The 13,051-nt window shown below is 66.2% G+C and carries 12 protein-coding genes; 8 read left to right on the top strand and 4 right to left on the bottom strand.

The window, feature by feature from the left end:
* The first annotated feature begins 161 nt into the window (after window positions 1-161).
* A complete protein-coding gene (locus JAB4_RS21700) occupies window positions 162-953 on the top strand; it encodes an alpha/beta hydrolase (RefSeq protein ID WP_070224163.1) in 792 nt (263 codons plus the stop codon).
* On the top strand, window positions 950-1,327 hold the full coding sequence (locus JAB4_RS21695; protein WP_070224162.1) for a VOC family protein: 378 nt from the start codon (window positions 950-952) through the stop codon (window positions 1,325-1,327). The genes JAB4_RS21700 and JAB4_RS21695 overlap by 4 nt, the downstream gene beginning before the upstream one ends.
* Before the next feature lie 23 nt (window positions 1,328-1,350).
* Here the strand turns inward: JAB4_RS21695 and JAB4_RS21690 are convergent, their stop codons facing one another.
* Complete coding sequence (locus tag JAB4_RS21690) at window positions 1,351-2,037, bottom strand: hypothetical protein (RefSeq protein WP_227742011.1); 687 nt, start codon at window positions 2,035-2,037, stop codon at window positions 1,351-1,353.
* Between the two features lie 139 nt (window positions 2,038-2,176).
* On the opposite strand from JAB4_RS21690, the gene JAB4_RS21685 reads away from it, so the two are divergent.
* From JAB4_RS21685 to JAB4_RS21670, 4 genes are all read left to right on the top strand, one after another.
* On the top strand, window positions 2,177-3,016 hold the full coding sequence (locus JAB4_RS21685) for a M15 family metallopeptidase (RefSeq protein ID WP_070224161.1): 840 nt from the start codon (window positions 2,177-2,179) through the stop codon (window positions 3,014-3,016).
* 217 nt (window positions 3,017-3,233) lie between these two features.
* On the top strand, window positions 3,234-7,055 hold the full coding sequence (gene tssM, locus JAB4_RS21680) for a type VI secretion system membrane subunit TssM (RefSeq protein WP_070224160.1): 3,822 nt from the start codon (window positions 3,234-3,236) through the stop codon (window positions 7,053-7,055).
* Entirely contained in the window at window positions 7,052-8,032 is a 981-nt protein-coding gene (gene tagF, locus JAB4_RS21675) for a type VI secretion system-associated protein TagF (protein WP_070224159.1), read from the top strand. The genes tssM and tagF overlap by 4 nt, the downstream gene beginning before the upstream one ends.
* Before the next feature lie 9 nt (window positions 8,033-8,041).
* Window positions 8,042-8,827, top strand: coding sequence for an OmpA family protein (locus JAB4_RS21670; protein ID WP_070224158.1), 786 nt, complete (start codon window positions 8,042-8,044; stop codon window positions 8,825-8,827).
* Window positions 8,828-8,855: 28 nt separating this feature from the next.
* On the opposite strand, the gene icmH is transcribed toward JAB4_RS21670, so the two are convergent.
* The 3 genes from icmH to tssJ are packed head-to-tail and all read right to left on the bottom strand — an operon-like array spanning window position 8,856 to window position 11,642.
* A complete protein-coding gene (icmH, locus tag JAB4_RS21665; protein WP_070224157.1) occupies window positions 8,856-9,641 on the bottom strand; it encodes a type IVB secretion system protein IcmH/DotU in 786 nt (261 codons plus the stop codon).
* Window positions 9,638-11,008 carry a type VI secretion system baseplate subunit TssK gene (gene tssK / locus JAB4_RS21660; protein ID WP_070224156.1) on the bottom strand — a complete coding sequence of 457 codons (1,371 nt, stop codon included), beginning with the start codon at window positions 11,006-11,008 and terminating at the stop codon, window positions 9,638-9,640. Before tssK ends, icmH begins: the two co-directional genes overlap by 4 nt.
* 37 nt (window positions 11,009-11,045) lie before the next feature.
* Window positions 11,046-11,642 carry a type VI secretion system lipoprotein TssJ gene (gene tssJ, locus JAB4_RS21655; protein ID WP_070224155.1) on the bottom strand — a complete coding sequence of 199 codons (597 nt, stop codon included), beginning with the start codon at window positions 11,640-11,642 and terminating at the stop codon, window positions 11,046-11,048.
* 271 nt (window positions 11,643-11,913) lie between these two features.
* Between tssJ and JAB4_RS21650 the strand changes: the two genes are divergently transcribed.
* Together JAB4_RS21650 and tssB are read left to right on the top strand one after the other, a co-directional pair.
* Entirely contained in the window at window positions 11,914-12,504 is a 591-nt protein-coding gene (locus JAB4_RS21650; protein ID WP_070224154.1) for a hypothetical protein, read from the top strand.
* 37 nt (window positions 12,505-12,541) lie between these two features.
* Window positions 12,542-13,051, top strand: a complete 510-nt coding sequence (gene tssB / locus JAB4_RS21645; RefSeq protein ID WP_070224153.1) for a type VI secretion system contractile sheath small subunit — start codon at window positions 12,542-12,544, stop codon at window positions 13,049-13,051.

Genomic DNA, 13,051 nt, shown 5'->3' with positions numbered 1-13,051 from the left:
AAAAGCGGCGTGCGATTGTGCTGGCGCAAACACCTTGCAAGCAGGCGGCAAGATATTTTCCCCCAGGCTATTTTTACGGGGCCGCCACGCATGCGGCGCAGGACAATGGCACAATAGGCCCAGCCGACCTGCCGATACGGAACCCGTTGCGAGCCTAGCCCATGCCGATACTGAACCTGAGTGCCGAAACCGATATCTATTACGAACTGATCGAAGGCGACCCCGTCAAGCCCTGCCTGGTATTCCTGCACGAAGGACTCGGTTGCTGTGCGATGTGGAAAGATTTTCCCGCGCAGCTATGCCAGGCGACGGGGTGCCGCGGCTTGCTGTATGACCGTCATGGCTATGGGCGGTCGTCGCCGCTGGCGGCGCGGCGCCAACTCCATTATTTGCACGACTATGCGCTGTGCGAACTGCCGCAAGTGCTGGCGGCACTGCTGCCGGGGCAGGACCATTTTCTCGTCGGCCACTCCGATGGCGGCAGCATCGCCCTGATCTATGCGGCGCAGCAGCCGCCGCGCTTGCGTGGCATCATTACCGAGGCGGCGCACGTGTTTGTCGAAGGCATCACGCTCGATGGCATCCGCGTGGCGGACGCGGCGTTTGGCGCGGGCAAGCTGCGGGCGCTGGCGAAATACCATGGCGACAAGACGGAATCGATCTTCAAGGCCTGGTCGGACACCTGGCTCAGCTACGGTTTCCAGTTCTGGAACATCGAATACCTGCTGCCTTCCGTCGAATGCCCGGCGCTGGTGGTGCAGGGCAGCGAGGACCAGTACGGCAGCGCGGCCCAGGTCGACACGATCGTGGCGCAGGCCCTCAACGCCATGCCCGCCATGGTCGAGCAGTGCGGGCATACGCCGCACCAGGAGCAGCCGCAGGCATTGCTGGCGCTGATGGAAGGTTTCTTGCAAGGCCGCATGGACGCGGCCGCTCACCCGAAAACTATATGATAGACCACCTCGATCATCTGGTATTGACCACCCGCGACAAACCGGCCTGCATCGATTTCTATACGCGCGTGCTGGGCATGCAGCTGGAAACGTTCGGCACCGGCCGCCATGCTTTCAAGTTTGGCGCGCAAAAGATCAATCTGCATGAAGCCGGCAAGGAATTCCTGCCCAAGGCGGACCTGCCCACGCCCGGCGCGCTGGACCTGTGCTTCATCGCGGCCGTGCCGCTGGACGTGTTCATCGCCCATCTGGCGGCGCTGGGCATTGCCATCGAGGAAGGACCAGTGTCCCGCACGGGCGCCAATTGGCCCATCCGCTCCGTGTATCTGCGCGACCCGGACCGTAACCTGATCGAAGTGTCCGAGCGCGCCTGAGGTTTCATGCGGCGCCCAGGCGTTCAATGGCAGGCGGGATCGCTGTCCCAGCGGCCTGAGCAGATGCGCGAACGGCACAGCATGCCTTCGATCAGGCCCAGCTGCTGACAGCGCCGCAACAGTTCCGCCGTGTCCTGTTCCTGTCCCTGCTCCTGCCTGCGCAGCACCACGTCGCGCACGGGCGGCGCCATGCCTTCCTGCCGGTGCGCATGCGCGACCATCGCCGTGAGCAAGGCGACGTCGCTGTCGCCGGATGCGGCGGCCGGTTTCGCTCCCTGTGGGCGGGCGACCGCCTGGCGCGCGGGCGGCGGCGTCTTCGGCGGCGCGCTTGCGTTCGCGGCGACCGCAGCAGGCAAGGGCGGCGCCGCCGTATTGACGATGGTGGCCGCCTGTGCCGCGTGCGGCAGCGCCGTTGCTGCTGGCGCGGGCGGAATCTCGGTCATGGCTGTGACGGGCGCCGGCGGCAGGGGCGGCACCTCCGTGTCGTAGGCAAGCACGGCCATGATCAGCACCGCCAGGCACAGTGCGCCGGCGGCGCCGTACCGCCAGCCGGGGCGCCAGCGCGGGGCCGGCATGGCTGCGGGCGCGGCGGCGCCGTGCTCGAGTTGCGACAGGATGCCCTTGCCTTCGATGCGCGCGCCCGCCGCGCCGGCCTTGCTCAGCAGGTCAGGACCGCGCGCCTGGCCATCTCCGGTTTTCAGTAAAGACAAAATATCACCTCCGCAATGGATCAAATTCGACTGACCTTGATGTAAACCGCGCTCATGCGGGCCGCGGACGCCTACGATCTAACGATACCGCCGAGCAATGGATTGCCCGGCCCCGCCGATTCCCGTCACGGAGCGCCCCATGTTTGTCGCCCTGGTCCTGATGTATTTCCTGCTCGCCTGTCTCGCTTGCTGGCTGCTGCTGTTTCCCGGCGGCCGCGCCATCGTGCTGCATACGCTCGTCAACCTGGGCTGGCGCATGCAGCGGCGCGCGCAAGTGCTGCAGCGGGGCGGCGGCGCGCAGTGGCAGCGCGTGCAGCAGCACACGGGCTCGGGCATGGCACGCGCCTGGCAATTGCTGTGGCGGCATCGCTGGCTGAGCCTGGCAGGCAGCGTGCTGGTCATCGTGCCCCCGCTGCTGGCCTGGCTGTCCAGCGACCGCATCGCCCTGCGCGGCTATGCCGACCAGCAACACGTCATTAATGACCAGGTCAGCGACTTGCTGAAGGGCGAACAGCTGGTACCGCCACCGACCTTGCCGCCGCTGCTGTTTTCCACTGCCGAAGTCACGCAGCTGCGCCCGCTGCTGGGCGGCGCCAGCCGCAACTGGCAATTGCTCGACCACGATTTCGCGCAGCGCCTGCTGCTGGTCTTCAAGATCATGAAGGAGGTGCATGGCTACGACATGGTCTTGCTGGAAGGCTACCGCAGTCCCGCGCGCCAGGACCAGCTGGCGGCGGCCGGGCCGAACGTGACGAACGCCAGGGCGTTTCAAAGCTATCACCAGTACGGCCTGGCCGCCGATTGCGCATTCATGCATGAAGGAAAACTCATCATTTCTGAAAAAAATGCCTGGGCCATGCGCGGCTACCGTTTGTATGGCGTGACGGCCGAATCGGTAGGCCTGCGCTGGGGCGGGCGCTGGACCATGATGGATTTCGGCCACACGGAATTGCCGCAACCGCGCGGGCCGGGCAAGTAAGCCGCGCCAGCCATTCTAGCGCCGCGTACCGGCCTGAATTTCACCGCTGCAAGCTTACTTGCGCAGCGTCAATGGCACACCGGCGCGGGCCGCGCGCTGGCGCCTGGAACTTGTCGTATGTCAACAAAGGCGCGCCGCATTGCTGTCAGCATGGGCCGAATCCGCCTCGCTGCGCGGCGGCGTTCCTCCTGTTTTGCGACCTCACCCTGGGCTCATCATGCTGCGACGACTCTGGCATTTCCTCACCGACAGCCGCAATCTGACCATCTTCGGCTTCGTGGCGCTGGCACTGTCCCTGTACCTGGGCGCCGAGGTGCTGGAAGTGGCGCTGATCTGGGCGCTGGCCTTGCTGCTGCTGGCTTTTGTCACGTGGCTGGGCCTGTGGCTGTGGCGCCGTCGCCGCGCGCGGCGCAATGCGCAGGCGCTGGGCCAGGCCATCCTCAACGAGGCCGAGATCGCCGCCGCGCAGGCGGCCTCGTCCTCGACGGCCAGCAACACGCAGCAGGGCGAACTCGATGCCGTGCGCACGGGCATGCTGGCCGCCATCGAGACCATCAAGACCTCCAAGCTGGGCCTCAAGTCGGGCGCCGCCGCCCTGTACGAATTGCCGTGGTACATGATCATCGGCAATCCGGCCGCCGGCAAGAGCAGCGCCATCCTGCATTCGGGCCTGCAGTTTCCTTTCGCCGACGGCAAGATCGTGCAGGGCGTGGGCGGCACGCGCAACTGCGACTGGTTTTTCACCACGGACGGCATCGTGCTCGACACGGCAGGGCGCTACTCCGTCGTCGACGAGCACCGGGGCGAGTGGTTCGGCTTTCTCGACCTGCTGAAAAAATACCGGCGCAAGGCGCCCATCAACGGCATCCTCATCGCCGTCAGCATCGCCGAATTGAAGGGCGACCCCGATGTCGGCATGCAGCTGGCGCGCAGCCTGCGCAAGCGCGTGCAGGACGTCATCGAGCGCCTGGAAGTGTTCGCGCCCCTGTACATCGTGTTTACCAAGGCGGACCTGATCGCCGGCTTCACGGAGTTTTTCGCGGACGCCGAACGCAGCGAGCGCGAGCGCGTATGGGGCGCCACCATGCCCTACCAGCGCAAGCTGCCCACGGCGGACTTGCTGAGTTTTTTCGACCAGAGCTTCGATGAATTGCACGATGGCTTGACGGAGCTGAGCCTGGCCAACATGGCGCACCGGCAACGCAAGACGATGGCGCCCGGCGTGTTCACCTTCCCGCTGGAATTTGCCGCCATCAAGCCGGCCCTGCGCGCCTTCATCGCCACCCTGTTCGAGGAAAACCCGTTCCAGTTCCAGCCCGTGTTCCGCGGTTTTTACTTGACCAGCGCGCTGCAGGAGGGCGAGCCCGTCAGTGCCTCCTCGCAGCAGGTGGCGCGCCGCTTCGACCTGGCCTTCGCGCCGGCCCCGGCCACGGCGCCATCGGGCGCGCGCCAGCATGGCTATTTCCTGCTGGAGTTGTTCCGCAAGGTGATTTTTGCCGACAAGCACCTGGTGGCCACCTATGCCAACCGCGCCAGGCTGCGCTTCAAATATGCCGTGTTCTTTGCCGCCACCGTGTCGCTGGGCGCCTGCCTGGGCGGCTGGAGCTGGTCCTACCTGGGCAACCGCCAACTGGTGGCCAACGTCGAAGCCGATCTGAATAAAGTCGTGAAGCTGCAGGAGAAACGCCTGGACTTGCAATCGCGCCTGGAAGCGCTCGAAATACTGCAGGACCGCATCGAGCAGCTGGAAGCGTACCGGGAGCAAAGGCCATGGTCCTTGCGGCTGGGCCTGTACCAGGGCGACTTACTGGAGCGCAAGCTGCGCGAGGAATATTTCGCCGGCGCGCGCCAGATCATGCTGACCCCCGTGGCGGGCGCGCTGGAAGCCTTGCTGTTCGAGATGAACGCCAGCGCCGACCAGCTGCAGCCCACGGCGCGCACGCCGCAGACGCCGGGCGCCGCATCGCCCGCTGCGGCTCCCGCCGCGCCGCGCAACGTGCAATACCAGGCGGCCAGCGCGACGAATGTGGAAGACGCCTACAACGCGCTGAAAACCTATCTGATGCTGGCCGACAAGACGCATGCGGAAAGCAGCCACCTGAACGACCAGATGACGCGTTTCTGGCGCGGCTGGCTGGAGGGCAACCGGGGCGCCATGCCGCGCGAGCAGATGATACGCAGCGCCGAACGGCTGCTGACGTTTTACCTGGCGCAGATCGGCGACCCGTCCTGGCCGCGCATCGAGCAAAAGCTGGCGCTGGTCGACCAGGCGCGCGAAAACCTGCGCCGCGTGGTGCGCGGCATGCCGGCGCGCGAGCGCGTGTATGCCGACATTAAGGCGCGCGCCTCGACGCGCTTTCCCGGCATGACGGTGGCGCGTATCGTCGGCGAACAGGATCAGGCCCTGCTGGCGGGCAGCTATGCCGTCTCCGGCGCCTTTACGCGCCAGGCCTGGGAAAAGTTCGTCGAGGGCGCGTTTCGCGACGCCGCCAATCACGAACTGCAAAGCGCCGACTGGGTGCTGAAAAGCGCCTCCACCGACGACCTGACCCTGGAAGGCAGTCCGGAGCAGATCGAGAAAAACCTCGTGGCCATGTACAAGGCCGACTACGCGCGCGAGTGGCAAAAATTCGTGCAGGGCGTCGCCGTCGCCGACCTGAAAGGTTTTGACGGCGCCGTGCAGGCGATGAACCGCCTGGGCGACCCGCAGTCGTCGCCGATCGCCAAACTGCTGACGACGATTTACGAAGAAACTTCGTGGGACAACCCGGCGCTGCAAAATGCCCAATTGCGCAAGGCCGAGCGGGGCATCATCGCGTGGTTCAAGGAAACCGTGCTGCGCCGCGCGCCGTTGCAGCTGACGGCCAGTCCCGGCGTCAATGCGCAGCTCGATCCGGCCCGCCTGGACAAACCGATGGGCCCCGTGGGACGCGAATTTGCCGGCGTGGGCAAGCTGGTGGCGGCCAGGGACAACAATGCCTCGCTGATGCGCGCCTACCTGGAAGCGCTGTCGAAACTGCGCAGCCGCTTGAACCTGCTGAAGAACCAGGGCGACGCAGGGCCGGGCGCGCGCCAGTTCATGCAGCAGACCTTGGAGGGCAGCGGCTCCGAGCTGGCCGACGCCCTGAAACTGGTCGACGAGCAGCTGCTCACGGGGATGAGCGACGCGCAAAAGCAGGCGATACGCCCCATCCTCGTGCGCCCGCTGATGCAGACCTTTGCCGTCATCGTCGCGCCGGCCGAACTCGATATCAACAAGACCTGGGCGGCGCAGGTGTACGAACCGTTCCAGAAATCGCTGGCCAACAAATATCCGTTTGCCCCAAGCGCGCGCATTGAGGCGAGCAACCTGGAGATCGGGCAGTTCTTCGGCCCGGAAGGCCTGGTGGCGAAATTCGTCACGACGTCCATGGGGCCCCTGGTGGTGCGGCGCGGCGACGTGCTGGCGCCGCGCACCTGGGCCGACATGGGCATCAGCCTGTCGCCGCAGGTGGTGGCGCGCTTCCCCGGCTGGATCGCGCCGCTGGGCGCGGGCGGCGTGGCGGCCACGTCGACGGCGGCGCAAACCGTGTTCCAGATCCAGCCGTCGCCCGCACCGGGCACCCTGGAATACACGGTGGAGATCGACGGCCAGCAGCTGCGCTACCGCAACACGCCGGCGCAGTGGACGAACATGGTCCATCCGGGGCCGCAGGGCGCGGCGGGCATGCAGGGGGCGCGCATCACGGCCGTCACCTTCGACGGGCGCACGGTGGAACTGTTCAACGAGCCGGGACAATTTGGCCTCAAGCGCATGATCGATGCGGCGAGTAAAAAGCGCAAGGACGGCGGCGTGTTCGAATTGCGCTGGGCGCGCGGCGAGGTGGCCGTGGCGGTCGACCTGAAAATCACCAGCAGCGCGGAAACGACGGCGACGGGTGCGGGCGGAACTGCGGCGGTGCAGGAGCAGGGCTTTCGCGGCATGCAGCTGCCCGAAACCATCGTGGGTGCTCCGGCTTCTGTGCCGGTCATCGCTGCGGCTGCGGGAGTGTCGCCATGATGCGCGCGCAACAGCAGGTGCGCCTCGGCTACTTCGGCAAGATCCCCGCGCGCGGCGATTTCATCAAGGCTTGCGACAATCACGCGCTGGTGCAGCTGCTCGACGACTGGCTGGCGCAGGTCATGACTGCGCTGACGGTGGAGCCGCGCTGGAAGCTCAATTACGACGCCTTGCCGCCGCTGCGCTTTGCCTTCGTCGGTACGCGCAGCCGGCGCGCCATCGCCGGGCGCCTCGAAGCGAGCAACGACCAGTCGCAGCGGCGCTTTCCCTTCATGGCCATGGGCGCGCTGGAAATCGACGACGCCGAGGCCTTTGTCGGCTGCAGCCCGCTGGCGCTGGCGCCCCTGTGGCAGCGCCTGGAGCAGCTGTCGCAAGGCATCGTGGCCAGCCCGGAGCCGGGTCCGGCCTTGCTGGCGCTGGCCGGCAACGTGGTGGAGGTCGAACCGGCCGCGCCTGAGCACGCGGCACGGCTGGCCGCCTTTTTGCAGGCGCAGACCGTGCATGGCTTGCAAACGATGCTCGCTTCGCCCGCGTTCCCCGTGACGGTGCGCGAATTGCTGCTGGGCCTGGGCCTGCTGCTGCAGCCGGTGCGCCGGAGCGGCTTGCCGCGCATGGAAAAAAGCCTGGTGCTGCCGCTGCCGCAAGACGCGCAGCTGCGCGAGCTGGTGGCCAGCTTCTGGCTGCACCTGATCGCGCCTTTTCTGCGCCAGGCCGATTTCGAACTGGCGCTGTTCTTTTCCCACCTCGACGAGGCGCCCGTGCTGGTGATCGGCTTTTGCGGCGCAGACCCGCACGGCTTGCGCGCGCTGATCGATCCGCAGGCCGGCAGCGAACGGCTGATCATCTTCGACCAGCTCGACTGGGTCGAGGAGCAGCTGGGACGCGATGCGGCGCTGCGCCGGTTGTCCGCCTGCCTGCAGCAGGAGCAGCTGTCGCTGCGCTCGGCCTGCGCCATGTTCACGGATACCTTTGCCTGAAGGATTGCGATGAAACCAACCGTTTTCTTCCTGCTGCTTGCCGCCGCCGTTCCCTGCATCGCCCAGACGCAGGCGCAGGCGCCGCAGACGCCGATGCCGGGGCAGATCCTCGTCACGGGCACCCTGGCCGACGAGGCGGGCAAGGCGGCCGTGCTGGCCCGCCTGCGCGAACTGTATGGCGCCGAGCGCGTGGTCGACCAGATCAGCATCGGCAATGTGGCGGTGCCGGCCAACTGGAACGGCTACGTGCAAAAGCTGATCGCGCCGAACCTGAAGCTAATTTCGCGGGGGCAGATCAGCATAGCCGGCAACAACGTCAGCGTGCGCGGCGAAGTGGCGAACGAGGCGCAGCGCCAGCAGATCGCCAGCGATATCGCCACCAGCCTCAATCCCACCTACACCGTCAACAATGGCTTGCGTGTCAAGGCGGCCGAGGCCGAGCAGGGCTTGCTCGATGCGGCGCTCGATAAACGCATCATTGAATTCGACAGCGGCAAGGCCACCATCACGCCGGCCGGCCAGGCCATCCTCGACGAGATGGCGGCCGCCATGCTCAGGCTGCGGGGCCGCAAGGTGGAGGTGATCGGCCATACGGACGACACGGGCCTGCGCGCCAGCAACGTGGCCCTGAGCCAGGCACGGGCCGAAGCCGTGCGCGCCTACCTGGCCAGCAAGGGCGTCGCGGCCGATACCGTGCTGGTGTCGGGCCAGGGGCCGGACCGTCCCGTGGCCAGCAACGCCACGGCCGATGGCCGGGCGAGGAACCGGCGCATCGAGTTCCGCATTGCTCAATGAAGCACGCGTAATGGGACATGCGCGATGATCAGGGTAAGGTAATGGTCAGGTGCGCGGGCCGCGGCGCCAGCTTGACCAGGTCCGCATACGCTGCCAGGGTCGTTTGCGTGCCGCGCGTCAGATGCGTTTTCAGACCGAGGTAGGCGCAGATGGCCAGCAGGGCGAAAAAGCTCGACAGCGCCCACAGCGGCACGTCGCTGCCGCGTTTGTTGACCACCTGGTCGGGGCGTTCCGCGCGCGGCGCGAAGCCGCGGCTCTTGCCCTTGATGTGGGCGATCTCGTCGCCCAGGCGCGCCGTCAGATAGCTGAGTTTTTCGCCGCCGTCGATCGCATACTTGCCCTGGAATCCCAGCAATAAACACATGTGGAACACCTGCAGCGCCTGCACGCGCATGGCACCCTTGCCGCGCAAGGCGTCGAGGCGGTCGAAGAAGTGTTCGCCGGCCAGCTGGTCGCCGAAGATCAGGAGCTGCAGCGGGCGCCGCTCCCACTGTTTGCGCAGGGCGAACGGCGAGGCGAGGATGATTTCATCGACGGCCGCGCAGAACGCATATTTGGCCGCCTCGATATCGTCGCCATCGGCGCGGATCTTTTTCGCTTCGCGTTCGAAGTCGTCGAGGAAGGCCGTGATGCGGTCCATGAAGCTTTGCTCGTCGCCGGGCGCCGAACCGTGCTTCAGCATGAACAGCATGTAAAAGCCTTCGTGCATCAGATCCAGCAGGGCGCTGCCCGCATGCCGGCTGCTGCCTGCCGGGGCGGCGCCGCGTGGTCCCAGCAGGGAGGGCGCCGCGCGCCGTTCGATGAGCTGGCTCATGCCGTCACCGCGATCAGTTCCAGCTGCAGGTCGCGTATGCCGGCCGGCACGTAGACGGAAATCGACTGCGCCTTGAGCATCTGCTCGTACAGCGCGCCGCGGTTTTCAATCGCAAAATAATAGGTGTCGGGCCGCACGGGAATGGCCGCCGGCACTTGCGGCGCATGCGACAGTTTCAGGCCGGGCATGGCCGTGAGCACGCATTTTTCCACGTCGTCGGGCGCGCCTACTTTCACCCGCAGCGGCACCACGTCCACCAGCTCGATGGCGGGCATGGCGGCGCATATCGCCAGGTACAGGGTGGTGTGCTGGTCGATCTTGCCCGAATCGAGCTTGCCCAGGTAGTACGAGGGCTTGTCTTCCAGCAGGGCGATGGAAAAATACTTCGACGAGATGACGGTGTCGAGCAGTTCGCGGATGATCGCGTCAATGGCATCGAAGCAGGCGCCCGGCTGCGCGTGGTCGTAGGCGGGCAGGCTGGCGAGGGTGTAGTGCTTGGAGTAGCTGAGCAGGCCGCCCGCCAGGCCCAGCAGCGCCTCGTACAGGCGCTCCGGATGCAGGGCCGGGTGGCGCACATAGTGCATCAGCGCGGCGGCGGCCGTGCTGACCGTGTGCAGCAGCCAGAACGAGGACACGTCGCCCGAGCGGAACTCGATCACGTTGCGGCTCGGTTCGCGGTGGTGGCCGTGCAGCGCGCTCACTTTCGCCTGCAAGGCGTCGAGCAGGTGTTCCAGCACGCCTTGCAGGCGCGGCGCGCCGGCGATCGCCAGGCTGGGCGCCATGAACGAGGGCAGGGGTTCGAAGCCGCCCGATACCGTGCGCCGCAGGGCGATCAGCGGCAGGCAGTCGTAGGAGCCGCGCGCCTCGCTGTCGGGAATCAGGCGCACGGTCTTTTTCAGATAGGCCACGTCGGCCACGGCGGACTCCGTAAACAGGTCGGGCGTGGCGCGCATGGCGTGCGCGAAGCGCGTGGCCGCCGGCGTACCGGCATTTGGCGCCTGCGCCGTGTAATTCATGCCTTCGCGGTTGAGGATGGGCAGGGCCGCGTAATACGTCACTTCCTGCACCGCAGGCGGCAGCGCTTCCAGGTCCACCGGCGTGGGCAGGATATCGCTGCCGGGCGCGCCGTCGCCCAGCGCCTCGAACACTTCGCCGTCGCGGAAGATGGCCGACAGGGCCTGCAGGCGCAGGGTGCCCGTCTTCAGCGCCGCCAGGTCCCACTCCATGTGCGCCACGCCCCACAGGTAGGGATGCAGCGCGCTGGCCGTGTGATGCAGGCGCGCTTCGTGATACTGATCCTGACGCTGGAAATGCTGCGGCCGCAGGAACAGGCCTTCTCCCCACAAGACTTTCGCTGCCATGCCCATCTCGTTTCTCCTTGAATGTGTGGCGTGTCTGTTGGTGCTATTGGCAGCGCGGGGCCGACAGCGTGGACGTGCCGCTGATGCTGAGCGCGCAGGCATGCAGGCCGACGGTGATGCCGCTGCGTTCCGCGTCGGGGGCGGCAAAGGTGGCGCGCCAGCGCTGTGTCGCAGGCGCGCGGAACAGGGCCACGACGCCGATGAAATACGCTTCTTTGCTGACTTTTTCCTGTACTTCGTAGCGCTGGCCCGGCACCAGCAGCACCTCTTTGACTTCCATCAGGTCGGCGCCCAGCGCCGCTTTTTCGCGTTGCGCGTCGAGGAAGCTGTCGTAAGGCGCCTGCTCGAAGGCGGCGCTCTGGCGCAGCTTGTAGATGCGCGCCACCAGCGCCAGCGGCCGGCCGTCGGCATCGGTGTTCAGGCGCTGCGCCGCGTGCAGGCGGATGCTGACATTGCGCGGCGGCTGCTGCGCGTCGGGCAGTTCCGGCGGCGGCTTGGCCACGCCGGCCATTTGCAGCGCCGCGTTGGCCAGGGTGCCGATGGCGCCGCCCGCGCAGCCGGTCAGCAGCAACGCTTGCAGCAATGCCAGCAGCGGTAGCGCGGTGGCGCGGGCCGGGCGGACCAGGGCGTCAGGTGGCATGGGCGACCTTTGCAAGATGTAGTGTGGAAACAAAAGTGTTGCAGTCATTTAAACGCATGCACGGGCGACCTGCTTGCGTTGGCGCAAGATCGGTCTGCGATCAAGACAATTACTGCGCCAGATCAGGATTCATGTCGTCCTGCGCGGCTGTAGCGTGGAACTTCTTCTTTGCTGATTAATCTCAATTTGGTAAAAAATTGCCGATTAATAATAGTCTTCACGCCGCCCATCTTTCCCAGCGGTAGCGTCCTCCACGTGAAGGAGTACCCCGATGAAGCCAGCCACGATATCGCTCCGTATTGTCTGCCTTGCCAGCGCCTTGCTGCTGGCCGCCTGCGCCACGCCGGATCAGTCGGCGTCCCTAAAACCTGCCGCACCGAGCCTGGCGCAAGTGATGAGCGACGCCGATGCGGCGGCGCGCGCCGGCCAGTACGAGCGTGCCATGACCCTGCTTCAGCGCGGCGGCGCGAGCTATCCCGCCGACAAGGCGCCGTGGCTGCAAATGGCGCAGATGAAGTTCGACCGCGGCCAGTACGGCGACGCCATCGGCCATGCGCTTGAAGCGCTGGAGCGCGACCCGGACGACAAGGTGGCCAACAGCATCGTCGCCGTCAGCGGCTTGCGCCTTTCCGGCAAGGCGCTGGCCGATCTGTCGCGGCAAAACAATCTGAATGGTTCGTTGCGTTCGGAAGCGCAGGACCTGGCCAAGCTGCTGCGCGCAAGCATAGGCGAAGACGTCCTGGTGCCGCCGGCCAGGCGCCCGCCGGCGGCCGGCAAGCGCGCGGCCGGTTCCGGTACGCCGGCGGCGAAGGGCGCGGCGCAGCAAGGCAGCGCGGCCGACCCGTTCAGCGGCCTGAAATAAGCGAGCATCCCCACCATCTCCTTGCAAAGGAAGCGACATGTCCAAGTCCGACAGCGTGCAAAAACGCCTGAAGCAGGTACGCGCGCCGCGCGTGCAAATGACCTATGACGTCGAGATCGGCGACGCGATTGAAAACAAGGAGCTGCCCTTCGTGGTCGGCGTGCTCGGTGATTTTGGCGGCAACCCTGACAGCGAGAAAAAACGCCTGAAGGACCGCAAGTTCGTTTCCATCGATAGCGCCAATTTCGACGAAGTGCTGTCCGGCGTGGAGCCGGTGGCCCGTTTCGCCGTGCCGAACCGTATCAGCGAGGCGGGCGGCACGTTCGCCGTCGATCTGCACTTCCGCTCGATGGACGACTTCCGCCCGGAATCGGTGGTGCGCCAGGTCGATCCCTTGCACAAGCTGCTCGAGGCGCGCACCAAGCTGGCCGACCTGCGCAACAAGCTGGCCGGCAACGACAAGCTGGAAGACTTGCTGACGGAAGTGCTGAACAACACGGACAGCCTGGCTACCCTGAAACCGCAGTTCCCAGCGCAGGAGGATTGA

This window comes from Janthinobacterium sp. HH102, assembly GCF_001758625.2.
In the GTDB taxonomy this organism is placed as follows: Bacteria; Pseudomonadota; Gammaproteobacteria; order Burkholderiales; family Burkholderiaceae_D; genus Janthinobacterium.
Note: the sequence above shows the minus strand (reverse complement) of the source record. Positions and strands in the feature narration are given on the sequence as shown.